Source organism: Streptomyces sp. NPDC087422 (assembly GCF_044744145.1).
In the GTDB taxonomy this organism is placed as follows: Bacteria; Actinomycetota; Actinomycetes; order Streptomycetales; family Streptomycetaceae; genus Actinacidiphila.
In genome coordinates this window covers 352,339-373,956 of the sequence record NZ_JBIUXT010000005.1, presented here as the reverse complement: position 1 = coordinate 373,956, position 21,618 = coordinate 352,339, and the positions used below count along the sequence as shown (strand labels likewise).

Here is a 21,618-nt window from a genome sequence, read left to right as displayed (position 1 = left end):
GCCCCGGACACCGTCGAAGGTGTGGTCCATGCCGACGACCACGGCGGCGAGGGGTCGACCGCCAGCCGTTCGAGGACCCGCCCGTCGAGTCCGTCCGGGCGCGCCGCGTCGGACTCGACGCCCGGACACGCCGGAGGGCACGCCCCTCGCTTCGGCCGCCCAGCCGCACCCGAGACGGCGGCATCTGCGACCGCTGCGGCGCCAGGCACCTGACCGTCCGCTCTGGGCGTCGCCCGGCCGGTAATCTCCGGGCCATGGGAGAGCATCGCGAGCGCTCGGCGCGTCTGGTGCCGGGGATCCTGGCTGTCCTTCAAGCGCTCTGGTGGGCTGTGGCCGCGCTGGGGCGGGACGCGTCGCCCGGTCCGGCCCGTACGGCGCTGGCCGCGGCGGCCGTCGCGGTCGCCCTCGGTGCGATGGCGGTCCGGCGTGCCGCCCCGGCCGCGGCCCTGGCCGCCGCGGTCGCCGCCGTGGTGGGCGCGGATGTCTCGCGGGTCCTGGCCTGGGCGCCGGTGACCGTTCCGGCGGTGCTCGTCGCGCTGTACTCACTGGCCCTGCGCCGTACCGCGGGCGCGTCGGCGCTCGGGGCGCTCCTCGCCGCCCTGACCGTCGGCTGCCTCGTGCTGTGGCACGGCGCGCAGCCGCGGATCGTGGCGGCAGGCGCCCTGCTGGCCTGTGCGGGCGCGGCGGCCGTATGGGTACGGGGCCGGTCCCGCCGATGGCGCCGGGCTCTCGGTTCCGCGCGGGAGGAGTACGCCCGGCGGGCGCCCGACCTGCTCCGGCACACCGCGCGCGGTGAACGCCGGGGTTTCGCGGCCGAGTTGCACGACGTGGTGGCGCACCGGCTGACGGGTGTCACGGTGTCGGCCGCCGCCGCGCTGAGGCTCGGACATGAGGACCTGATGGCGGAGGCCACCCGGCACGCGGGCCACGAGGGGCGGCTGGCGCTCCTCGAACTCGACGCGCTGGCCGACGCGCTCGCGGTGCCCCGCCGTCTGGAGGAGGTCGACGCCCTGGTGGCGGCCTTCCCCGGTGTCCGCTACACCCGCACGGTCGCCGCCCTGGAGCCCGCGGTGGAGCCCGCCACGGCCTCGCTGGCCTTCCGCGTCGTCCGTGAGGCGCTGACGAACACCGTCCGGTACGCGGCCGGAGCGACGGTGGAGGTGCGGCTGGCCGTCGAACGCGGCGACCTCGTCGTCCATGTGCGGGACAGCGGCGGCGCGCTCGCGGTCGCCGACCTCGGCAGCGGCAGCGGCCTGACCGCGCTGGCCGAGGCGGTCGCGGCCGACGGCGGGCGGCTGACGGCGGGCCCGGTGGGCACGGGGTGGCGGGTCAGCGCGCGGCTGCCGCTGGCGACCGGGCCGACCGCCGTACGAGAAAGCGCCCGTTTCAGGTCCGGTCGGCGCGGCCCCGCGGCACTGGACGCGGCCCTCGCCCTGCTCGCCCTGGCGGTTCCGCTGGGCGCCGGTCTGCTGCCCGGCGGCGGCCCCGACGTCTTCCCCGGCGGCGCCGGGGCCACCGGCCACATCGTGCTCCTCGCCCTGCTCGTCCTGCACGCGCTGCCGCTCGCCCGGCGGCGTACGGCACCGCGAAGCGGCCTGCTGGCGGCCTCGGCCGTGGTGCTGCTGTGGCTCGGTTGCGACCGGCTGGGCGTCACCGCGCCGCACACCACGGACTTGCTGCTGTGGTGCTGGTGGGGCGATCTGGTGCTGCTGTACTCGGTCGCGGCCCGCGCGCCGACCGCACCGGGCGCGCGGCGGACCTGGCCCGCGGTGCTCGGCGTCGCCGCGGTGGCGGGGCTGGCCATGGTCAGCGAGGACGTGCGGCGGGTCGCGCTGGGCTGGGCGGTGTTCGGCGCGCTGGCAGCGGTGCCCGCGGCGGCCGTCTGGGCGTGCGGGGTCCGGTCCTGCGGGCGCCGCCGCACCGGAGCCGACAGCGAGAGCGCCCGGCGAGCGGCGCTGAACCGGGCGGCGGCCGAGGCGGCGCGGGCCGAACGGCTGCGGCTGTCCGCCGAACTGCGCGCCACGGCGCGCCGCCCGGTGGCGGCCATGGTGGCCGCGGCCGACGCCGCCGACCTGCCGCAGGTGCTGGCCGAGGCGCGCGGCGGCCTGCGGGCGCTGCGTGAGCTGCTGACCGAGGTCCGCGAACCGCTCGACGCCGACGACGACGTACCGCCGCCCACGGTGGCGGGCATCGCCGCCCTGGCCGCCAGGCACCGCGCGACGGCCCGGCTGACCGGGCGCGTGCGGTCGCTTCCGGCCGCGATGGAGGTCGCCGCCTACCGGTCGGCGGAGGCGCTGATGTCCGACGAGGCGCGGGTCACCGTGCACTACGCGGCCGACGGGGTCGAGGTCGTCGTCCACCGCCGACCCCCGGCCGGACCGTCGCTGCGGCGGCTGGACGCGATGGCCGACGCCGTCGGCGGTACGCTCGCGACGACTGGCGACGGCACGGTCCGCGTATGGCTTCCCGAGGTGGTGCCGGCATGATCCGGGTGACGGTCGCGGACGACCAGGCCGTGGTGCGGGCCGGTATCGCCGCGGTGCTCGACGCCGAGGCCGATCTGAGCGTCGTCGGCCAGTGCGCCGACGGGGAGGCCGCCGTGGCCCTCGCCGCCGAACTGCGCCCCGACGTGGCGGTGGTGGACATCCGCATGCCGAGACTCGACGGCATCGCCGCCGCCGCGCGTATCACCGCCGACGTGCCGCAGACCCGCATCCTGGTGCTGACGACCTTCGGCCTGGACGAGTACGTGTTCGCCGCGCTGCGGGCCGGGGCCGCGGGGTTCCTGCTCAAGGACGCCGAACCCGAGCGCGTCATCGACGCGGTCCGGGTCGTCGCCGCGGGGGACGCCCTGCTGGACCCCGGCATCACCCGCCGTCTGATCGACCGTTTCACGTCCGCGCCGGGTCCCGACGACGCGGCGCCGCTGGCCGCGCTCACGCCCCGGGAGACCGAGGTGCTCGTCCAGGTGGCGCGCGGCGGGACGAACGCGGAGATCGCCGAGGCGCTCGGCATCAGCGCGGCCACCGTCAAGGACCATGTCGCCGTCGTCCTGGGCAAGTTGGGCGTACGCGACCGCGTCCACGCCACCATCGCCGCGTACGAGTCGGGGCTGATCCGGCCGGGCGTACGCCGACCCCGCCGGACGGCGGGGTCGGTCCCCGCCGTCCGGCCGTCGCGCCCCCCTGTCGATCCGGCCCCTGAGCAGGAGGAACGCGGCCAGGGGCGCTCATAGCGTTTCCGACATGGCACAGACACTCCTACGCCGCACCGCTGGCGTCCTGCTCCTTCTGGTGGCCGCGGTTCTCGGGCTCGCCGCGGCCGTGGCCGGTTTCATCGGCGCGGGCGCGGCCACCGCTTCCGTCCCGCTCCTGGTGGCGGCGGCCCTCGCCGTCCTGTTCGGCGTCACCTTCCTCGTGGCGTGGCCCGGCTTCGTACTGTTCGGCGTCGCCCGTCGGCGCCGGGCCGCGGTGATCTCCGCCACCGTGCTCGCCGTGGTGGCCGCGGCGCTGTCGGGGGCGACCGTCCTGCGGCCGATGCCGCGGCCCGCGGACGGGAAGGTGCCGCCGGACGTGCGTTTCTGGGCGCTGCCGACCGGCTCCCGGATCGCGTACCGCGAGGCGGCGGCCACGGGCACGGCCAGGCCCGCACCGGTGATCTTCCTGCACGGCGGTCCGGGCACCGCCAATGACGACATCTCGCAGGCGGGCCGCGCGCTGGCCGCCGACGGCTTCGACGTCTACGCGTACGACCAGGTCGGCTCGGGACGCTCCAGCAGGCTGCGCGACGTGACGCAGTACACCGTCGCCCGGCAGGTGGCGGATCTGGACGCCATCCGCCGGACGATAGGCGCGGAGAAGATCATCCTGGTCGGCCAGTCCTGGGGCGGCTCGCTGGCCGCCCACTACATGGCCGCGCATCCCGACCGGGTGGCCAAGGCCGTCCTCAGCTCGCCGGGTGTGCTCTGGTACGGGGCCTTCCCCGACGGCGAGACCGGTGAGCTGTGGGACCGGCTGACGCCGGAGGCCAGGAAGCGGGTCGACGAGCTGACCAACACTCCCCGGATGATCGCCATGGCCCTGCTCCAGTCGGTCAACCCCGACGCGGCGCACCACCTGGTCGGCGACCGGGAGGCCGACCAGCGCTTCCGGGAGATCCTCACCACGTCACTGCCCGCCGCCCAGTGCCCCGGCCGGCCCCCGGCGCGGCTCCCGGACAACCGCACGGGCTTCTACGTCAACCAGTTCACCATCGACGACGCCAAGCACCTGCCGGACCCGCGTCCCCGGCTGCGCACGGCGCGCATACCGACGCTCATCATGCGCGGCGAGTGCGACTACAAGAAGTGGGAGGTCACCTACGACTACAAGCGCACACTTCCCGACGCGACCCTGGTGTACGTGCCCGGCGCCGGGCACGCCATCGCGATCGACCGGCCCGCGGTCTACGAGTCGGCGCTCGTGGCCTTCCTGCTGGACCGGCCGCTTCCGCTGCGGCCCTACAGCGGGACGGCTCCGCCGTCGTGAGGCGCCCGTGAGATGCCCGTGACATGCCGGCGTGAGATGCCCGGGCGGTGACAAACCCCCCGGGGGCATTTCACGCTCCCCCGGAATTCACGTGCCCACGGGAAAAGGCCGCCCCGGCGAGTGCCGGGGCGGCCCCATATTTCCCTGCCGCTCGCTGTGTCAGCGGTTACGGTGGCTGCCGTAGTACTCGCCCACCTGCTGGTGGTATCCGGCGTCGCCGACGTGCTTGTCCTTGTCGAACTCAGGGGAGTTCTTGATCTGCTCCTTCGTCAGCTCGACGAAGATCTTCTGGTCCGCCGCGTCGATCGACCTCACGGTGCCGGCCGGGAGCAGTACGTGCTTGCCGAAAATCCACACACCCGTATCGACCACCAGATATGCGGAGTCGACGTCATCGGAGTGCTTGTCGACCTTTCCGATGTGGCCGTCGGTCGCCTCGACCTTGTATCCGATCAGGTCGGTTCCCGCCGTGTGGCCGGAGGTCTGCTCGTAGCCCCAGATATTGTCACTCATGTCGCGGCTCCTTTATCGCAATTTCCGTCCCGATTCGCGGTAGTGACGTTGTGTCATCCGATAGTCAGTGACGCTTGCTCACACCGTCGCGTGCCCGCCCGTCCCGCACGCACACCTCATATGCCGAAGATTATTGCCGTGCGGCAAATATTCGTCTGATCAGCGGAAACGGCGTGGTGCTCCGGCCGGACGCCCGGCGTCGAGGTGTGATCGGGATCACGACAAAAGCCCGCCGGGCCGGAGAATCGCTCTCCGCCAGCGGGCTTCGCGCGGCCCTCAGGCCCTCGGTCAGAGGCGCAGCAGGCGCTCGGTGAGTTCACGGTAGTCGCGCAGCAGGCCCACGGCGCCGTCCGGGACGCCGTCTGCGTCCTGCCAGCGGGCGCGCAGGACGCGCAGCCGCTCGGCCAGCACCTCGGCGAGGTGGCCGCTGGCCGCGTCGAGGGCCTGGTCGGCCTCGTCCAGCGCCTGGCGCGGACTCTCGCCGAAGGAGCCCGCGGCCCGCTGGAGGAGCGCGGCGGAGTCGTCGCGCTCCTTCTGCGGCAGCAGCGGCTCGGGCCGGGACTCGCGCTTGGCCCACCGTTCGGTGAACGCCGGATTCTCCGCCCCGGTCGCGGGCTGCCGTGCGCGTTCGGCGTCATACATCATGTGAAGTGCCACTTCTCTCTGCCGTGCGGGGTCGTGATCCGGGCCGTGGTGTCGTGCCGACGCCCACCCGAACACCATGAGATCGGTGGAAGCTGAAGGCTGTGGCGTGCCGAAGGCGCGCCGCGTACCGCCCTACGCCGTACTGGCCAGTGAACTCCGGGCGTCACCGCATGTCAACGCGTCATCGGCCGACCGGGGCGCGCTCAGGCGGTTCCGCCTCACCGGAGCTCCGCCGCGTGGCGCGGGTCCCGGGGGCGGCGTAGGAGATGACGGTGCCGGGTCCTTCGAGTGCCCGGGCCAGGAGCCGGTCGACGGGGACACCCCGGATCGAGGCGTCGAGCACCTGCACGGTGTGGGCGACGGGCAGCCGCTCGCCCATGCGGGCCAACGTGGTGGCGACCTGCATCCAGCAGCCGGGGTTCGCGGTGACCATGATGTCCGCGCCGGTCGCCAGGACCGCCTTGGCCTTGCGTTCGCCGAGTTCGCGTGCGGGTTCCGCGTGCAGCAGGTTGTACGTGCCCGCGCTGCCGCAGCAGATCTCGGCCTCCGCCAACTCCCTTGTCTCCAGGCCGGGAACGGCCCGCAGCAGTCGGCGCGGCTGGTCGCGTACGGCCTGCGCGTGCGCCAGGTGGCAGGCGTCCTGGTAGGCGACGGTCATGGGGAGCGGGTGCCTGGGGGCCACCGGGCCCAATTCGTCGAGGAGTTCGGTGATGTCCATGACCTTGGCGGCCAGCGCCTCCGCGCGCCGCGCCCAGTCGGGCTCGTCGCGCAACTGGTGGCCGTACTCCTTGAGGTTGGACCCGCAGCCCGCGGCGTTCACCACGACGGTCTCCACCCCGGCCGCCTCGAACGTCTCGATGACGGACTTGGCGAAGCGCTCCGCCTCGGGGGCCCGGCCCGCGTGCGCGGACAGCGCGCCGCAGCAGCTCTGACGTCGCGGTACGACCACGTCGCAGCCCTCGGCGGCCAGGACGCGTACGGTCGCGGCGTTCACGTCGGGGAAGAAGGTCCCCTGGACGCAGCCGGTGAGCAGGCCGACGGTACGGCGGCGGGCGCCGGCGGCGGGGGTGTGTTCCGGCAGCTTGTCGACGTGGCCGAGCCTGGGGGCCAGCGACTCCATGGCCTGGAGGGGGCGCGGCAGCCGTCGCAGCACTCCGCCGCGGGCGAGCAGCCGCCCGAGACCGCTCGCCTGGTAGACGCGCAGCGGTCCGCGCAGGGCGCGCAGGCGGCGGGGGTAGGGGAACAGGCCGTAGATCAGGGCGCGCAACAGCCGTTCGGCGCGCGGCCGTTGGACCCGCCGTTCGAGCTGGGCGCGGGTACTCTCGATGAGCTTGTCGTACTGCACGCCGGACGGGCAGGCCGTCACGCACGCCATGCAGCCGAGGCACTGGTCGAGGTGACGCACGCTGCCGGCGTCGAAAGCGTCGCCTTCGAGTCCGGCCTTCATGATGTCGATGCGTCCGCGCGGGCTGTCCATCTCCTCGCCCCACAGCACATACGTCGGGCAGGTGGGCAGGCAGAAGCCGCAGTGCACGCAGTCCCCGACGAGCGCCGCGTCCGGCGGGTGGTGGGCGTCGAAGGCGCTGCCCGGCGGCGGCGCGCTGCCCGGCATGCCGAGGCCGACGGTGGCGGCGCCCGCGCTGGGCGCGACGGACACACCGAGTACGGGCGGCACCGGGACCGGGGGCTCCCCCGAGCCCCGTGGCGGGAGCGACCCGTTGGAGGAGCCCGCTGAACCCCCGTCCGGGAGCGACCCGTTGGAGGAGCCCTTGAAGGCGTCCTTGGAGGCGTCCTTGGACGTGTCCGCCGAATTCCCGTGCGGAAGGGGCCCGTTGGGGGTGTCCGCGGCCATCTAGAGTCCTCCGAGCAGTCGGCCGGGCGACAGACGCCGCTCCGGGTCGAAGCGGTCCTTGACCCGCGTCATCAGGTCGAACGAGTCGGCGACCGGCCCCCAGTGGTCGAGCGCGTCGCGCGCGTCGTCGGCGGCGATCACCACCGCGGAGCCGTCGTACGGGGCGATCGACGCCCGCAGCGCCGCGAGGTCGGTGTCGGTGGGCACCGCCACGTACGCCACTCCCGTGCAGGCCGACGCGGTGCCCGAAGCGCCGTCCGGGAGGGCGTCGAGCACGCGGGGCAGCGCGAAGGGTTCGTGGGCAAGCCGCAGGACGAGGCCGCCGGTCGGCCGCGCTCCGAACCAGCCGGGGACCTCGTCCGCGTGCGCCCCCGCCCCCAGCAACGCGATCGCGGCACGCGACTGGGCGCGTACGGAAGCGGCGCTGCTCTCGAAGAGCACGGTCAACTCCCCCGCCCGCGAAGACCAGTTGAGTTCGACGGCGGTGGGGGTGAGCGTGGAGCGGGCGAGCAGCGCGGCGTACCTGCCCGCTTCGGCGCTGTCCTGTACGGGCACGGTGACCGCGCCGGTGACCGGTGGCAGCGGGTGGAGGCGCCAGGTCGTGGAGACCAGGACGCCGAGGCCGCCGTGCGCTCCGGTGTAGAGCTTGCCGAGGTCGTATCCGGCCACGTTCTTGACGACCTTGCCGCCCGATCGCGCGAGCGTGCCGTCGGCCAGGGCGACGGTGATGCCGATGAGCAGGTCGCGGGCGGTGCCGTAGCGCAGTCGGCGGGGCCCCGAGGCGTTGGCGCTGACGATCCCGCCGAGCGTGGCGCCCGCTTCCGGCGGGTCGAGGGCGAGCGTCTGGCCGTGTTCCGCGAGCTGTCGTTGCAGGTCGGCCAGTGGCACCCCGGCCTCGGCGACGACCACGAGGTCGCCGGGCGCGTACTCCACGACCCGGCCCAGTCCCGCGGTGCGCAGCAGCAGGTCGCAGGAGGTGGCAGGGGCGGCCCAGCCGGTCTTCGTACCGCCGCCGACCGGGACGACGGTGCCGGTGGTGCTCCGCAGGATCTCGGCGACCTCGGCGGCGGTCGCGGGTTCGACGGTCTCCGCTGCGGTCGGGGGTTCGGCGACCTCGGCGGCGGCCACGGGTTCGACGGTCTCGGACCGTACGGCCCCCGCCTGCGCGGTGTCCGGACGCGCGCGGTGCGGTGCGGTCATGTCAGAACACCTCGCCCAGCGCCGGGTCGTGCGTGTCGGCGGCGGTGCGGACGCCGGGGCGCTCCCCGCACAGCCGCGGGGTCGGGAACTGCTTGCCGGGGTTGGCGATGTTGTCGGGGTCGAAGGCGCAGCGGACGAGTTGCATGGTGTCCAGGTCCTCGTCCGTGAACTGCCGGGCCATCCGCGACTTCTTCTCCAGGCCGACGCCGTGTTCCCCGGTGATGGAGCCGCCCGCGTCGACGCACAGGTCGAGGATGGCGAAGCCCAGCTCCTCCGCGGCGTGCGCGGCGCCGGGGACGGTGTCGTCGAAGAGGATGAGGGGGTGCAGATTGCCGTCGCCCGCGTGGAAGACGTTGGCGACGCGGATCCCGGCGCGCTCGGCGAGGCGGCCGACCTCGGTGAGGATCTCGGGCAGCCGGGTGCGCGGGATGACGCCGTCCTGGACGTAGTAGGCGGGACTGATCCGGCCGACGGCCGCGAAGGCGGACTTGCGGCCCTTCCACATCAGGGCGCGCTCGGCGGCGTCGCGGGCGATGCGGGTCTCGAACGCGTGTCGCGCGGCGGCCAGTTGCTCGACCTGGACGAATTGTTCGTCCACCTCGACGTGGGGGCCGTCGAGTTCGATGACGAGGACGGCGACCGCGCCCTGCGGGTAACCGCAGTTGACCGCGGCCTCGGCCGCCTCGATGGCGAGGGCGTCCATCATCTCGATGGCCGCGGGCAGGATGCCCGCCGCGATGATGTCGCTGACGGCTCCCGCCGCGTCCTCCACGGTGTGGAAGCCGACGAGCATGGTCTGTACGGATTCGGGCGCCTGGATGGTGCGGACGGTGACCTCGGTGGCGACGCCGAGCGTGCCCTCGCTGCCGACGAACGCGCCGAGCAGGTCGAGGCCCGGGTGTTCGGGCGCGGTGCCCCCCAGGTGCACCACCTCGCCGTCGGGCAGGACGACTTCCGCGCCCATGACGTGGTTGACGGTGAAGCCGTACTTGAGGCAGTGCGCGCCGCCCGCGTTCTCCGCGACGTTCCCGCCGATGGAACAGACCTGCTGCGATGACGGGTCGGGCGCGTACGCCTGGCCGTAGGGGGCGGCCTCGCGGGTGACCGACAGGTTGATCACGCCGGGCTCGACGACGACGCGGGCGTTGTCGGGGTCGACGGAGACGATCCGGCGGAGCCTGGACAGCACGATGAGGACGCCGTCGGCGACGGGGACGGCGCCGCCGGACAGCCCGGTACCGGAGCCGCGGGCGACGAACGGGACTCCGGCCTCGGCGCACAGCCGCACCGCCGCCACGACGTCGTCGCGGTGCTCGGCGAGGACGACGACGGCGGGCCGTACCCGGAAGTTGGTCAGGCCGTCGCATTCGTAGGTGCGCAGTTGGGCGGGGTCGGTGAGGACCTTCTCCGCGCCGATGCGGGCGCGCAGCCGGGCCGCGAGCCCTGGCGCCTTGGGCGTGGGCCGGTCCGCGTCGGCCGGGACGGCGGTCATCGCGCACTCCTCCGCTTGATTCCACTCCTCGGTAACTGAATACCGAATGATGGAAGAATGCCGTCGCCTTCCGAGCACGTCAAGGGTGGCGGGTGGCATTCGTCACCCCCGGCCGGACCGCCCCTCCCGCCCCAGGCGGCCACAGGCCGCGACCGCCGCCTTCCGTCCGGGCTTGGAACAATGGGGCTCGATTCAGCAGCTAGAGTGCTGAATCATGGAACTGCGCCAGCTCGAATACTTCGTGGCGGTCGCCGAGGAGCGGCACTTCACCCGGGCCGCCCAGCGCATGCTGGTCTCCCAGTCCGGGCTGTCCGCCTCGGTGCGCGCGCTGGAGCGCGAGCTGGGCTCGCCGCTGTTCGTCCGTACCACACGCAGCGTCGAACTCACCGGCGCCGGGCGGGCGTTGCTCGTGGAGGCGACCCGTACGCTGGCCGGCGCCCGCGCCGCGCGGGAGGCCGTGGCCGCGGTGCAGGGGCTGCTGCGCGGCACCCTCTCGGTCGGCATCGAGCAGTGCGTGACCATCGACATCGGCGACCTGCTGGCCCGCTTCCGCGCCCGGCACCCCAATGTCGAGGTCCGGCTGCGCCAGGCGGGCTCGACCGTGCTCGCGGACGACGTGGCCGACGGCCATCTCGACGTCGCCTTCGTGACCCTGCCGGGAGCGCCGCCCGAGGGCGTACGCCTGCTGCCGCTGACCACCGAGCCGATGGTGCTGCTCTGCGACCCCGGCCACCGGCTGGCGGGCGAGCCGCAGGTGAAGTGGGCGGACCTCGACGGCGAGACCTTCGTGGACTTCCACGCCGACTGGGGCGCCCGGCAGCTCACCGACCGGGCCTTCGCCGCCTGCGGCGCCTCCCGCCAGGTCGCCCTCGAGGTGTACGACGTGCACACGGTGATCGACCTGGTCCGCTACGGGCTCGGCATCGCGGTCGTCCCGCGCCCCATCGCCCGCAAGGAGTCGGCCGCGTCGCTGTGCGCCGTGCCGATCACCGGCGCCGAGGACCCGGGCTGGCCGGTCTCCGTCGCCCTGCCCGACGACGACCGGCCAGGACCGGCCGCGCGGGAACTCCTGTCGTACCTGGACCGCTGACCGGATCACGCCCGTCCCCCGTCCGCGCGCCGTGCCCCCGCCATAGGGTGGCCCCAACGCGACGAGGGGGGCGGCGTGATCACCGAGCCCGAGCTGACGGACGGGTCGGGCGACGACCGGCCCGTCGATGTCATCGGCGACGACGACCGGCCGCGGGAGCCGCGCGGCGGACGGCTGTCCGGTGTGCGCCGGCGGCGCGGGCCCTGGGTCTGGGCGCTCGCCGGGGCCGTCGTCGCGTCGGCGGCCTGGGCCGGTGCGCTGCGGGGTGCCGACTACGGCCGTACGGCCCCGCCCGACCTGCACGGATACCGCCTCGCGGATCCGTGCACCGTGGCGGCGCTCCAGCCCCTCGTGGGCATGATCGGCCTGTCCTCGATGCACGAGATCCCCGGACCGACGAACGTGGGCAGGACGCTCGACCACATCGCGTGCCGCCTGGTCGGCAACACGTCGGAGAACGACGGCTGGATCACCTCGTACACCATCTCGGTCAGCGTCGACCTGCACAAGAAGACCGACCCCCGGACGGAGTTCGAGGACGGGCTGAAGGCGCGGGACGCCGACCCGGCCGAGCCGGCCGCCGACAGCGGCGTGGTCATGGTCCACGACCCGCGGACGAGCAGGCCGGTCACCGGCCTCGGCGACCGCGCCTTTCTCACCGGTGACTCCACGAGCCAGACCGTGGACGTCCTGCACGGCGGCGCCGTGTTCTCGATCGAGGCCGGCGCCACCGAGGAGTGGATCGGCGCGGGCGAGCGCCCGACGGACGCGGACGGCTCACCCGAACCCCCGCCCCATGTCGACACGAAGCGGTTCGGCGCCCAACTGCCCCGCGCCGTACGTCACTTGATGAGCGTGCTGTCGGCGCGCTGACGAACCCCGCGGCTCAGCCCCAGAACGCCTGCGCCAGCGCCGTACCGGCGAAGGCCGCGCCGAGCCCGGCCGCCACGCTCGCCACCGCGTTGGCCGCGGCGAAGAAGCGGGCGCCGCTCTCGGCCAGCCGCAGCGTCTCGTAGGAGAAGGTCGAGTAGGTGGTGAGGGCGCCGCACAGGCCGGTGCCCAGCAGCACCTGGACCTGGGACGAGGCGGCGCCCTCGGTGACCGCGCCGGTCACGACGCCGAGGACGAGACAGCCGACGACGTTGACGGTGAAGGTGCCCCAGGGGAAGAGGCTGTCGTGCCGGCTCTGGACCGAGCGGTCGGTGAGGTAGCGCATCGGAGCGCCGACCATGGCCCCGACGATGACCAGCAGCCAGTTCATCGCGCCTCCGCCTCGTCGGCCCGCTCGGCCCGGTCCGCGAGCCGCCCGAGCACCACGTGCCGGGTCGCGGCCGCCGCCAGCCACACCGCGGCGAGGGCGGCGAGCAGCGTGAGCGCCAGATACGCGAGCGCGGTACGGGCCTGCCCGCCGTCGATCAGGGCCCGGATGTCGGTGGCGTAGGTGGAGAAGGTGGTGAAGCCGCCGAGCACGCCGGTGCCGAAGAAGGGCCGCACCAGACGGTGCGTGTTCCAGACGTCGGTGATCAGCACCATGAGGACACCGATGACCGCGCAGCCGACGACGTTGACGGTCAGCGTCGTCCACGGGAAGGTGCCGGAGGCCGTCGGCCAGAGCAGCGCGGCCCCGTAGCGGGCGCACGCGCCGATCGCGCCGCCGACCGCGACCACGGCGACGACCGGGGCCTGGCCCTCGCGCGACGCTTCGCGCTGTGCCGGGTCGTGCAGATCGATGTCGGGGTCCACGGGTTCGTCGGGCGTCACGGGCCGGACTTCTGCCACTTTCGTCTCCTACTCACCGGGCACGCCCAAGCTTGGCGTGCGCGCGTCGCAAGTAGGGACCGTTGACGGCCGTGTCGCCGTGGTTCGGGTACGGCGGGCCCCACCGCCGCGCGGTGCTCCGGGGAGCGCCGCAGACCGCCATGCTACCCGGCGCGGTACGAGGGGCGCGTGGGAGTCTGTCTCCTGCCGGAGCCACGCGACCGCGAGGGGGATTCCCTGTGCCGACCTACCAGACCTCGATCACCGTCAACGCTCCCGTCGAACGCGTCTGGGAGGTGCTCGTCGCCGTCGAGGACTGGCCCGCTCTCACAGCGTCCATGATCTCCGTCCGCCCGCTCGACGCGGACGGCGCGAGCCGGAGCGGGAGCGCGGACCACGTCGTCGCCGTCGGGCGCCGGTTCGCGGTCGAGCAGCCCAAGTTGCGCAAGGCGGTGTGGACGGTCACGGCGCTGGACGAGGGTTCCCGGTTCTCATGGCGGTCCGCGGTTCCCGGAGTGACCACGAGCGGCGACCACCTGGTCGAGCCGGAGGGCGACGGCACCCGCCTCACCCTGGTGCTCACCCAGCGCGGCGCACTGTCCGGCCTGGTCGGCCTGGTGGCGGGCGGCCTGACCCGCAGGTACCTGGAGATGGAGGCCCGCGGCCTCAAGGAACGCGCCGAGTCGCCCGCCGCGGAGTAGCGGCCACGGCGCGCCGCCACCTCATGTGGCGGCCGTCACAGCAGATTCTCTCCCGTGGATGTCGACCGGACGTCCGGCCCCAGGCGTATGCGTGATGAGGCCGAAGAGAACTGGGAGCTGTTGTTGACCGCTGAGGAGTTCGAAGAGTTCTACGCCCACGCGGTCAGACGGCTCACCGGTCAGCTCTATGTGATGCTCGGCGATCTGCCGGAGGCGCAGGACGTGGTGCAGGAAGCGTTCGTCAGGGGCTGGAGCCGACGGCGGCAGCTCGCGAGGGACGGCAACCCGGAGGGCTGGATCCGTACGGTCGCCTGGCGGCTCGCGGTCAGCCGCTGGCGCGGCCGTCGGCGCTCGGAGGAGGCGTGGCAGCGGTACGGCGGCCCGCCGTCCGTCGAGGAACCGGGCCCCGGCACGGTCGCCCTGGTCTCCGCGCTGCGCGAACTGCCGCCAGGACAGCGGCGGAGCGTCACCCTGCACTACGTGTGCGACCTGTCCGTCGACCAGATCGCCGCGGAGACCGGTGTGTCCAGCAGCACCGTCAAGACGCACCTGGTCAGGGGCCGGGCCACGCTCGCCCAGCATCTGCCGGAACCGCACGCAGAGGAGCCCCCTGGTGCCTGATACCCACGAGGAGCGCTTGAGGTCCGCGTTCAAGAACGCCGCGGCGGACGGTCGCCGCGCGGCGACGCCCGCGCCCCCGACCGTCGTCCGCGCCCGCGGCGACCGCAAGCGGAGGCAGCGGCTCGCGACGGTCGCCGCGGTGGCCTGCGTCCTGATCGGCGGTACGACCGCGTCGCTGGTCACGCTGCTGCCCGGTGACGGCGGCGCCGTCCCGCCCGCCACGAGCCCGGGGCCCGCCACCACCGGCCCGAACGGCCTCCCGTCGTCGACCGCGACCTCCGACTACCCGGTCCGGACCTACCCGCCGACCGGCACGGTCCACATGACGACAGCCCGCTAAACACTCCCCCCCCGTCGCACCCCGCCCCGGCCGCACCGGCCGGCCGGGCAGTCCGGCATGCCCGGAACCATCACCCGTACGTCGTCCGCCCACGCCGTCGCCCGAGCGGTCCGTGGCAGCCCCCTCAGGAGCACGACCATGCCCAAGAGCGCCTTCTCCCCGCCCGCGACCGCGCCCCGCCCCGTACCGTCCGAGCCGCCGGACCGTACCGTCCCGCTCCGCCAGCGGCTCCCGGGGCGTCTGCCGCTCCCCCGCCTCGGCCCCACCGACCGCGCCGTGCTCTGGCTGTACGCGCTCACGCGGGTCGGCGTCTGGACGACCGCGTACTGCACGGGGCGGCTGTTCACCGGCGACGGCAAGGCACAGCGGGCGCCCTCGATGATGTCCCGCTGGGAGCAGTGGGACTGGGGCTACTACCTGCACATCGCGCGCGACGGCTACTTCCCGGCGCCGGTGCCGGGAGCCGTTCTCGGCAGCGGCGCGGCCACGCCCGACAACCGCGAGGCGTTCTTCCCCGGCTTCCCGCTGCTGCTGCGCGCCGTGCACCTGCTGATACGCGACTGGACCGCCGCGGGGCTGCTGATCTCGTTCGTGGCGGGGGCCGTCGCCGTGCTGTCGCTGGCCCGGATCGCCGCGCTGGACGGCCGGTCCGCGCGTACGTCCGTAGCCGGGCGCGGCGCGGACCGGCTCCCGGACGACGGGAACGGCACCGGATCGCGCGCCGTGCTCTTCCTGCTGCTCTCCCCCTGCGCGGTCTTCCTCGCCGCCGGGTACACCGAGGCGCTGTTCCTCGCCTTCGCGCTGCCCTGCTGGCTGGCCGCCAAGCGCGGGAACTGGCCGCTCGCCGCCGCGCTGGCCGCCGCCGCGACCACCGTCCGGATCAGCGGTCTGTTCCTCGGCGCCGCGCTCGTCGTCCAGCTCCTGACCTCGGGGCCGCTGACCAAACGGCTGCGGCTGCTGCACTGGCCGGCGCTCTCCGCGCTGCCCGCGCTCGTCTACGCCTGGCATCTGCACGCGCGCACCGGCGACTGGATGGCCTGGAAGCACGCGGAGGAACGCGGCTGGTACCGGACGTTCCACTCGCCGTGGCAGGCGTGGCGGCACACCTGGGACGGCGCCTTCGACCACACGCAGGCCACGCCGTACGCGCTGCTGTTCCAGTTCGAACTCGTCGCCATGGCGGTCGGTCTGGCGCTGCTCTGCCTGCTGCTCAAGCGGCGCCGCTGGCCGGAGGCCGTCTACCTCGGGCTCAGCCTGTGGGCGCTGGGCACCTCGTACTGGTACATGTCCGTGCCGCGCGCCTCACTGCTGTGGTGGCCGCTGTGGACGGGGCTGGCCGCCTGGAGCGTACGACGCCCCTGGCTGACCACGGCGTACGTGTGCGTCGCCGCGCCGCTGGCCACCGTCCTCACGGTCGCCTTCACCTCGGGACGGTGGGCGGGCTGACACCAGCGGGCGCGACGACACGCTGAGGCGCGACGGTGGCGCGGACGAAGGCGCGGCGGATCAGACCCGGTCGATGTGCACGTTCGTGGACTTCACGCGGGCGGTGGCCTGCATCCCGACCTCCAGGCCCAGTTCCTCGACGGCCTCGCGGGTCAGCAGGGACACCAGCCGGTGCGGCCCGGCCTGGATCTCCACCTGGGCAGCGACGTCGCCGAGCTTCACGGCGGTGACGATGCCGGGGAAGGCGTTGCGGACCGAGGTGTACGAGGCGTCCTCGTCCGCGCTGTCGGACTGCGCGATCTCGACGGAGAACGCGGCCAGGTCGCGGCCGTCGATGAGCCTGCGGCCGTTGTCGTCGCGGTGGGTGGCGACCCGGCCGCCGTCCGCCCAGCGGCGGACCGTGTCGGGGCTGACGCCCAGGAGCCGCGCGGCCTGGCCGATCGTGTAGGACTGCATGGGGAAGACAATAAGCGCAGCCCGCCACCCGGCCCCGCACACCACGGGCGGCGACACGGCGGCCCCTCGATGGACTCCGGCGGACGCCAGAGGCGGGCGGCACGGGGGCGGGCGGCAGGCGGCGGCGACACGGCGGACGCGCCGTGCCGGTTCGCGCCCCGGCGCGCGTACGGCGCCCGGTTAGAGTGCCAGAGCCGCACCCGGCAAATCCGACATTCCATAAGGCGATCGAGGCGTATCCCCATGAGCCTGAGCATCCGCAACCAACTTCCCGGCACCGTCGCGTCCGTGACCCCCGGCGAGGTGATGGCGACCGTCAAGGTACGGCTGGACGGCGGCCAGGACATCACCGCCGCGATCACCCTGGAGGCGGCGGACGAACTCGGCCTCGCCGAGGGCACGGCGGTCCGCGCCCTGGTGAAGTCCACCGAGGTCTCCCTTGCCACGGGCCCGGTCTCGGGGCTCAGCATCCGCAATCAACTGCCGGGCACCGTCACGGACATCGCCACGGGCGGCGCGATGGCGGCGGTGAAGATCTCCGTCGAGGGCGGCGAGTTGACCTCCGCGATCACCAAGGACGCGGCCGTCGACCTCCGACTCGCCCAGGGCACCGCCGTCACCGCCCTGATCAAGTCGACGGAGATCTCGCTCGCGACCGTCTGACGACCCGTCCGCCGGTGGCCGCGGCGGCACTCCTGAGGCCAGTGGTGTGCCGGTGAACCCGGTGGAGTCACCAGCCGATTCGCTGCGAGAGAGCGCTCTCTTCGTGCTTGACACCCAGTCGCGCGGCCCGCGAGGGTACGTCTCCAAGAGAGCGCTCTCAATTCCCCCCTCGCCGTCAGAAGGTGGTCGTAGCTCATGTCTTCGTTCAGGGCCGCAGACAGTGCACTTCCCAACTCGCAGCAGCCGCAGGCGCCATCGCAGTCGCAGCACATATCCGGGGAGCGCGGCGGTCTGAGCCGCCGTTCGCTGATCGCCACGGCCGCTTTCGCCGGTGTGGTGCCGTTGGCGGGTGCCGCGACCCCCGCCGCGGCGCGGTCGGCCGGCGCGCACTCCCCCGGCTCCCACTCCCCCGGCGGCCACTCGCCGTCCACGGAACCCGACTTCGGCCCGAACATCACCGTCTTCGACCCGAGCATGCCCGCCGCCGACATCCAGGCCGCGCTGGACGCGGCCACCGCCGTACAGGTCGCCAACGAATTCGGCACGCAGCGCTACGCCTTCCTCTTCAAGCCGGGCACGTACGACGTCGACGCGCAACTCGGCTACTACACCTCGGTCGCGGGCCTCGGGCTGTCGCCCGACGACGTGACCATCAACGGCGCGGTGCGCGTCGAGGGGCAGGCGCAGCCGGGCGGCGGCGACAGCGCCCTCACCAACTTCTGGCGCTCGGCGGAGAATCTGGCGGTCAACCCGACCGACGGCATCAACTGGTGGGCGGTGTCGCAGGCCGCGCCGCTGCGCCGGGTGCACATCCGCGGCCAGCTCTTCCTCTTCCCCCGGCAGGGCGGTTACTCCAGCGGCGGCTTCATCGCCGACTCGGTGGTGGACGGGCAGGTGATCAACGCCTCGCAGCAGCAGTGGCTGACGCGGGACAGCTCGGTCGGCTCCTGGTCCAACGGCGTGTGGAACCAGGTCTTCGCGGGTGTCGTCGGCGCCCCCGAGCAGTCCTTCCCCGACCCGCCGTACACGACGCTGGCCACCAGCCCGCTCAGCCGCGAGAAGCCCTTCCTGTACGTCGACTCGGCGGGCCGTTACCGGGTGTTCCTGCCGTCGCTGCGGCACGACGCGGTCGGCGCGTCCTGGTCCGGCGGTACGACCGCGGGCACCTCGGTGCCCATCGACCGGTTCTTCATCGCCAAGCCCACGGACTCGGTGCGCGCCATCAACCGCGCGCTGGCGCAGGGCAAGCACCTGCTCCTGACGCCGGGCGTCTACCGGCTGGCGGAGTCCATCAAGGTCAAGTGGTCGGGCACGGTGGTGCTCGGCCTGGGCTTCCCCACCCTCACGCCGGTCGGCGGAGCGGTGCCGATGACGGTCGCGGACGTCAAGGGCGTCCGCGTCGCGGGGCTGCTCTTCGACGCAGGGAAGACCAACTCCCCCGCCCTGCTGGAGGTCGGCAGCAGGCGCGGCGGCCGTACGGACCCGCGCGATCCGACCTCGCTCCAGGACGTGTTCTTCCGGATCGGCGGCGCGGGCGCGGGCAAGGCCACCACGAGCCTGGTCGTCAACAGTGACAATGTGCTGCTCGACCACATCTGGGCCTGGCGCGCGGACCACGGTACGGGCGTCGGCTGGACGGTGAACACCGCGGAGACCGGCGTGGTCGTCAACGGTGACCACGTCCTGGCCACCGGCCTGTTCGTGGAGCACTACCAGAAGTACAACGTCATCTGGAACGGCGACCACGGCCGGACGGTCATGTTCCAGAACGAGTTGCCGTACGACCCGCCGAATCAGGCCGCCTACGGGCATCACGGCGTCGCGGGCTGGGCCGCGTACAAGGTGGCGGATTCGGTCCGGCACCACGAGGGTTGGGGTCTTGGCAGCTACTGCTTCTTCAACGTGGACCCGACGATCCACAACGCCCACAGCTTCGAGGTGCCCGAACGGCCGGGCGTACGGTTCCACGACCTGCTGACCGTCTCGCTCAACGGAGACGGCGTGATCGACCACGTCATCAACGACTACGGCGCGGCGGCGCAGGGCTCGGCGACGGTCCCGGTGGACGTGGTGAGCTACCCGCCGACGCGCTGACGTCTCGCGCACGCCCGGGTGGCGGGCGGTGACGCGTGGTGACGGGCCCCGGTGACGCGCCGCGTCACCGGGGCCGCGCGTGCGGCGCGTGCGGCGGGTGCGGCGGGTGCGGCGCGTGCGGCGGGCGATCGGCGGCCGATACGGGCGGGACGTATGTGATGCCGTCCGGCGGGTAGCCGAGGGGTACGCAGCTCACCATCGGAGGTGACCGCAATGCTGATCCTGGGATTGCTGCTCCTGGCCGGTGCCGGTGCTTTCACCGGCCTCGCCATCGCCGACAACACGTCGGGAGGTCCCGAGTACAACGTGTCGGTGCTCGGGCACTCCATCGCGACCATGAACACCCTTCAGATCTTCTGCGCCGGTCTGGCGCTCGCCCTGATCTTCTGCCTCGGCGCCGCGATGGCGATGGGCGGCGGAGTGAGCCACCGGCGCAAGTCCCGCAAGCTCACCGAGGCCCGCAGGGCCGCGAAGGACAACGCCAGGGAACGTGACGCGCTGGCGGCCCGGTTGGAGACGGCGGACACCACGGCCGCACCGGCCGGGGACACCGGGACCGACTACGCGTACGGCGGTTCCACGGCGGCCGACAGCGCCGACGGTTCCGAGACGGCGGCCGCACCCCGGCACCGTCACGCGCGGCACCTGTTCGGCCACTGACCGACCGCGGTCCTCGGATGCCGTGAGGGCGGCGCCCCCCGTGACACGGGGGGCGCCGCCCTCCGTCGCGTCCTGGGAGCCGTACGGGCCGCGCGAGCGGTACGAGCGGCCCGAGCGGTACGAGCGGCCCGAGCGGTACGAGCGGCCCGAGCCGTTCTGCTGCCGACCGGACGTGAACGCGGTGCGGACTGCCGCGAACAGCCTTCCTGCGGGCGAGGTGTCCGATTATGATGCGGATCACGCCGCCTCCCCTACGAGGTGGCACCCGGCAGTGCCCGGACATCCATGTCGACGACGAAGACGACACAGAAGTCGGGAAGGCCATGGCAGAGCAGGGTGCGCTCCAGCACCGCAGGACCGTACTGGAAAACGAATGGGCCCGCCGCGTACCGCAGTTGAGGTCGGCGGGGGGCTATCCGGCGGGCCCGGCGCCGCTGCGCCGTGAGGTCACCGACTCCTGGGTGCGCAGCGTCGGCACGGTGGATCCCGCGCGGGACAGCGCGCCGGTCTCCGAGGACGGCGCGGTCCATCCGCGGTGGAAGGGTTCGCCGCTGCGCGCGCCGGTCGCCGACCTGTCGGGGGAACTGCACAGCATCGCCGAGGACGCGGGTTTCGTCGCGGCGGTGACCGACGAGTCCGGCACGATCCTGTGGACGTGCGGCGGCAGGCTGATGCGGCGCAGGGCGGAGCGGGTCAATTTCGCGCCGGGCGGGCGGTGGGACGAGCGCGCGATGGGCACCAACGCGCTGTCCCTGGCGCTGCGCACCGGCCGCCCGAGCACGGTATTCTCCGCCGAGCACCTGGTCGCCGCCCTGCACGGCTGGGTCTGTTACTGCGCGCCCATCCACGCCCCCGACGGCCGGGTGCTGGGCGTCCTCGACCTCTCCACCACCTGGGACCGCTCGCACCCGCTGGCCCTGCCGACCGTACGCACCCTGGCCTCCGCCATCGAGGCCCGGCTGCTGGACGGCGCTCCGGAGCCGCAGCGCCCCGCCGGTCTCGAACTGCGCTGCCTCGGTACGGCGCAGGCCAGCAGCGACGGTGAGCCGCTGCATCTGCCGCCGCGCCAACTGGAGATCCTGACGCTGCTCGCCCTGGAGCCCGAGGGCTTCGCGCCCGACCGGTTGCGCGCGTCGCTGTACGGCGACCGCTGCGTGACCGCGTCCACGTTCAAGGCCGAACTGTCGCATCTGCGGCGCGCGCTGAACGGCGGGGTGGCGACCAGGCGGTACGCGCTGACGGTGCCGGTGAGCTGCGACGCGGCCGAGGTGCTGCGGGCGCTGGAGTGCGGTGACATCGCGGCGGCCGTCGGCCACTACCGCGGGCCGCTGCTGCCGATGTCGGAGGCGCCGGGCATCGTGGCCTGGCGCGAGCATCTGGAAGTGGTGGTCCGCGAGGCGGTACTCGCCGACACCCGCCCCGAGCACGCACTGCGGTACGGGGAGCGGGCGCCGTACGACGCCGCCGTGCACGAGCACGCGCTGCGGCTGCTCGGTCCCGGCGACGCGCGGCGCGGGATCGCGGCGAGCCGGCTGAACGCGGCGCTGCGGAGCTGACGCGA

General features: G+C 73.6%; 21 protein-coding genes. 13 read left to right on the top strand and 8 right to left on the bottom strand.

Features of this window, described 5'->3' with window-relative positions; translation table 11 throughout:
* Positions 1–254: 254 nt before the first annotated feature.
* The 3 genes from ACIO6U_RS18750 to ACIO6U_RS18740 are packed head-to-tail and all read left to right on the top strand — an operon-like array spanning position 255 to position 4,526.
* The gene (locus ACIO6U_RS18750) at positions 255–2,486 is read left to right on the top strand and encodes an ATP-binding protein (RefSeq protein WP_401720386.1); all 2,232 of its coding nucleotides are present in this window, start codon (positions 255–257) and stop codon (positions 2,484–2,486) included.
* Entirely contained in the window at positions 2,483–3,235 is a 753-nt protein-coding gene (locus ACIO6U_RS18745; RefSeq protein ID WP_401720383.1) for a response regulator, read from the top strand. The genes ACIO6U_RS18750 and ACIO6U_RS18745 overlap by 4 nt, the downstream gene beginning before the upstream one ends.
* Positions 3,236–3,245: 10 nt before the next feature.
* Entirely contained in the window at positions 3,246–4,526 is a 1,281-nt protein-coding gene (locus tag ACIO6U_RS18740) for an alpha/beta hydrolase (protein ID WP_401720380.1), read from the top strand.
* Positions 4,527–4,685: 159 nt separating this feature from the next.
* Here the strand turns inward: ACIO6U_RS18740 and ACIO6U_RS18735 are convergent, their stop codons facing one another.
* The 5 genes from ACIO6U_RS18735 to ACIO6U_RS18715 all read right to left on the bottom strand — a co-directional run bounded on the left by ACIO6U_RS18735 (position 4,686) and on the right by ACIO6U_RS18715 (position 10,228).
* Positions 4,686–5,039 (bottom strand): PRC-barrel domain-containing protein, encoded by a 354-nt coding sequence (locus ACIO6U_RS18735; RefSeq protein WP_355335039.1) that lies wholly within the window; start codon positions 5,037–5,039, stop codon positions 4,686–4,688.
* 288 nt (positions 5,040–5,327) lie between these two features.
* Entirely contained in the window at positions 5,328–5,684 is a 357-nt protein-coding gene (locus ACIO6U_RS18730; protein WP_355335042.1) for a hypothetical protein, read from the bottom strand.
* Between the two features lie 181 nt (positions 5,685–5,865).
* On the bottom strand, positions 5,866–7,536 hold the full coding sequence (locus tag ACIO6U_RS18725) for a (Fe-S)-binding protein (protein ID WP_401720376.1): 1,671 nt from the start codon (positions 7,534–7,536) through the stop codon (positions 5,866–5,868).
* Positions 7,537–8,736 (bottom strand): FAD-binding oxidoreductase, encoded by a 1,200-nt coding sequence (locus tag ACIO6U_RS18720; protein WP_401720374.1) that lies wholly within the window; start codon positions 8,734–8,736, stop codon positions 7,537–7,539.
* A gap of 1 nt (position 8,737) precedes the next feature.
* On the bottom strand, positions 8,738–10,228 hold the full coding sequence (locus ACIO6U_RS18715; RefSeq protein ID WP_401720371.1) for an FAD-linked oxidase C-terminal domain-containing protein: 1,491 nt from the start codon (positions 10,226–10,228) through the stop codon (positions 8,738–8,740).
* 214 nt (positions 10,229–10,442) lie between these two features.
* Here ACIO6U_RS18715 and ACIO6U_RS18710 point away from each other — a divergent pair, with 214 nt between their 5' ends.
* On the top strand, positions 10,443–11,318 hold the full coding sequence (locus ACIO6U_RS18710; protein ID WP_401720368.1) for a LysR family transcriptional regulator: 876 nt from the start codon (positions 10,443–10,445) through the stop codon (positions 11,316–11,318).
* A 75-nt stretch (positions 11,319–11,393) separates the two neighbouring features.
* Positions 11,394–12,191, top strand: coding sequence for a hypothetical protein (locus ACIO6U_RS18705; RefSeq protein ID WP_401720365.1), 798 nt, complete (start codon positions 11,394–11,396; stop codon positions 12,189–12,191).
* Between the two features lie 13 nt (positions 12,192–12,204).
* Here ACIO6U_RS18705 and crcB (ACIO6U_RS18700) read toward each other — a convergent pair whose 3' ends face one another.
* A complete protein-coding gene (crcB, locus tag ACIO6U_RS18700) occupies positions 12,205–12,579 on the bottom strand; it encodes a fluoride efflux transporter CrcB (RefSeq protein WP_355335058.1) in 375 nt (124 codons plus the stop codon).
* Entirely contained in the window at positions 12,576–13,097 is a 522-nt protein-coding gene (crcB, locus tag ACIO6U_RS18695) for a fluoride efflux transporter CrcB (RefSeq protein ID WP_401720363.1), read from the bottom strand. Before crcB (ACIO6U_RS18695) ends, crcB (ACIO6U_RS18700) begins: the two co-directional genes overlap by 4 nt.
* 218 nt (positions 13,098–13,315) lie before the next feature.
* On the opposite strand from crcB (ACIO6U_RS18695), the gene ACIO6U_RS18690 reads away from it, so the two are divergent.
* The 4 genes from ACIO6U_RS18690 to ACIO6U_RS18675 all read left to right on the top strand — a co-directional run bounded on the left by ACIO6U_RS18690 (position 13,316) and on the right by ACIO6U_RS18675 (position 16,184).
* The gene (locus ACIO6U_RS18690) at positions 13,316–13,777 is read left to right on the top strand and encodes an SRPBCC family protein (RefSeq protein WP_401720360.1); all 462 of its coding nucleotides are present in this window, start codon (positions 13,316–13,318) and stop codon (positions 13,775–13,777) included.
* A gap of 87 nt (positions 13,778–13,864) precedes the next feature.
* On the top strand, positions 13,865–14,398 hold the full coding sequence (locus ACIO6U_RS18685; RefSeq protein WP_355335065.1) for a SigE family RNA polymerase sigma factor: 534 nt from the start codon (positions 13,865–13,867) through the stop codon (positions 14,396–14,398).
* Complete coding sequence (locus ACIO6U_RS18680) at positions 14,391–14,738, top strand: hypothetical protein (protein ID WP_391047884.1); 348 nt, start codon at positions 14,391–14,393, stop codon at positions 14,736–14,738. The genes ACIO6U_RS18685 and ACIO6U_RS18680 overlap by 8 nt, the downstream gene beginning before the upstream one ends.
* 138 nt (positions 14,739–14,876) lie before the next feature.
* Complete coding sequence (locus ACIO6U_RS18675) at positions 14,877–16,184, top strand: hypothetical protein (protein ID WP_401720357.1); 1,308 nt, start codon at positions 14,877–14,879, stop codon at positions 16,182–16,184.
* A 60-nt stretch (positions 16,185–16,244) separates the two neighbouring features.
* On the opposite strand, the gene ACIO6U_RS18670 is transcribed toward ACIO6U_RS18675, so the two are convergent.
* Complete coding sequence (locus ACIO6U_RS18670; RefSeq protein ID WP_188283203.1) at positions 16,245–16,640, bottom strand: molybdopterin-binding protein; 396 nt, start codon at positions 16,638–16,640, stop codon at positions 16,245–16,247.
* A gap of 243 nt (positions 16,641–16,883) precedes the next feature.
* On the opposite strand from ACIO6U_RS18670, the gene ACIO6U_RS18665 reads away from it, so the two are divergent.
* From ACIO6U_RS18665 to ACIO6U_RS18650, 4 genes are all read left to right on the top strand, one after another.
* Entirely contained in the window at positions 16,884–17,303 is a 420-nt protein-coding gene (locus ACIO6U_RS18665) for a TOBE domain-containing protein (RefSeq protein ID WP_355335071.1), read from the top strand.
* A 195-nt stretch (positions 17,304–17,498) separates the two neighbouring features.
* Positions 17,499–19,397, top strand: coding sequence for a coagulation factor 5/8 type domain-containing protein (locus ACIO6U_RS18660; RefSeq protein ID WP_401720353.1), 1,899 nt, complete (start codon positions 17,499–17,501; stop codon positions 19,395–19,397).
* A gap of 213 nt (positions 19,398–19,610) precedes the next feature.
* On the top strand, positions 19,611–20,057 hold the full coding sequence (locus tag ACIO6U_RS18655) for a hypothetical protein (protein WP_391047891.1): 447 nt from the start codon (positions 19,611–19,613) through the stop codon (positions 20,055–20,057).
* A 323-nt stretch (positions 20,058–20,380) separates the two neighbouring features.
* On the top strand, positions 20,381–21,613 hold the full coding sequence (locus ACIO6U_RS18650) for a GAF domain-containing protein (RefSeq protein WP_355335078.1): 1,233 nt from the start codon (positions 20,381–20,383) through the stop codon (positions 21,611–21,613).
* Positions 21,614–21,618: the final 5 nt, after the last annotated feature.

What these genes read in the sequence shown, in the direction of transcription:
- ACIO6U_RS18750 (WP_401720386.1), top strand. Translation starts at nt 255, where the DNA reads ATGGGAGAGCATCGCGAGCGCTCGGCGCGTCTGGTGCCGGGGATCCTG.
- ACIO6U_RS18745 (WP_401720383.1), top strand. Translation starts at nt 2,483, where the DNA reads ATGATCCGGGTGACGGTCGCGGACGACCAGGCCGTGGTGCGGGCCGGT.
- ACIO6U_RS18740 (WP_401720380.1), top strand. Translation starts at nt 3,246, where the DNA reads ATGGCACAGACACTCCTACGCCGCACCGCTGGCGTCCTGCTCCTTCTG.
- ACIO6U_RS18735 (WP_355335039.1), bottom strand. Translation starts at nt 5,039, where the DNA reads ATGAGTGACAATATCTGGGGCTACGAGCAGACCTCCGGCCACACGGCG.
- ACIO6U_RS18730 (WP_355335042.1), bottom strand. Translation starts at nt 5,684, where the DNA reads ATGATGTATGACGCCGAACGCGCACGGCAGCCCGCGACCGGGGCGGAG.
- ACIO6U_RS18725 (WP_401720376.1), bottom strand. Translation starts at nt 7,536, where the DNA reads ATGGCCGCGGACACCCCCAACGGGCCCCTTCCGCACGGGAATTCGGCG.
- ACIO6U_RS18720 (WP_401720374.1), bottom strand. Translation starts at nt 8,736, where the DNA reads ATGACCGCACCGCACCGCGCGCGTCCGGACACCGCGCAGGCGGGGGCC.
- ACIO6U_RS18715 (WP_401720371.1), bottom strand. Translation starts at nt 10,228, where the DNA reads ATGACCGCCGTCCCGGCCGACGCGGACCGGCCCACGCCCAAGGCGCCA.
- ACIO6U_RS18710 (WP_401720368.1), top strand. Translation starts at nt 10,443, where the DNA reads ATGGAACTGCGCCAGCTCGAATACTTCGTGGCGGTCGCCGAGGAGCGG.
- crcB (WP_355335058.1), bottom strand. Translation starts at nt 12,579, where the DNA reads ATGAACTGGCTGCTGGTCATCGTCGGGGCCATGGTCGGCGCTCCGATG.
- ACIO6U_RS18685 (WP_355335065.1), top strand. Translation starts at nt 13,865, where the DNA reads ATGCGTGATGAGGCCGAAGAGAACTGGGAGCTGTTGTTGACCGCTGAG.
- ACIO6U_RS18675 (WP_401720357.1), top strand. Translation starts at nt 14,877, where the DNA reads ATGCCCAAGAGCGCCTTCTCCCCGCCCGCGACCGCGCCCCGCCCCGTA.
- ACIO6U_RS18670 (WP_188283203.1), bottom strand. Translation starts at nt 16,640, where the DNA reads ATGCAGTCCTACACGATCGGCCAGGCCGCGCGGCTCCTGGGCGTCAGC.
- ACIO6U_RS18665 (WP_355335071.1), top strand. Translation starts at nt 16,884, where the DNA reads ATGAGCCTGAGCATCCGCAACCAACTTCCCGGCACCGTCGCGTCCGTG.
- ACIO6U_RS18660 (WP_401720353.1), top strand. Translation starts at nt 17,499, where the DNA reads ATGTCTTCGTTCAGGGCCGCAGACAGTGCACTTCCCAACTCGCAGCAG.
- ACIO6U_RS18655 (WP_391047891.1), top strand. Translation starts at nt 19,611, where the DNA reads ATGCTGATCCTGGGATTGCTGCTCCTGGCCGGTGCCGGTGCTTTCACC.
- ACIO6U_RS18650 (WP_355335078.1), top strand. Translation starts at nt 20,381, where the DNA reads ATGGCAGAGCAGGGTGCGCTCCAGCACCGCAGGACCGTACTGGAAAAC.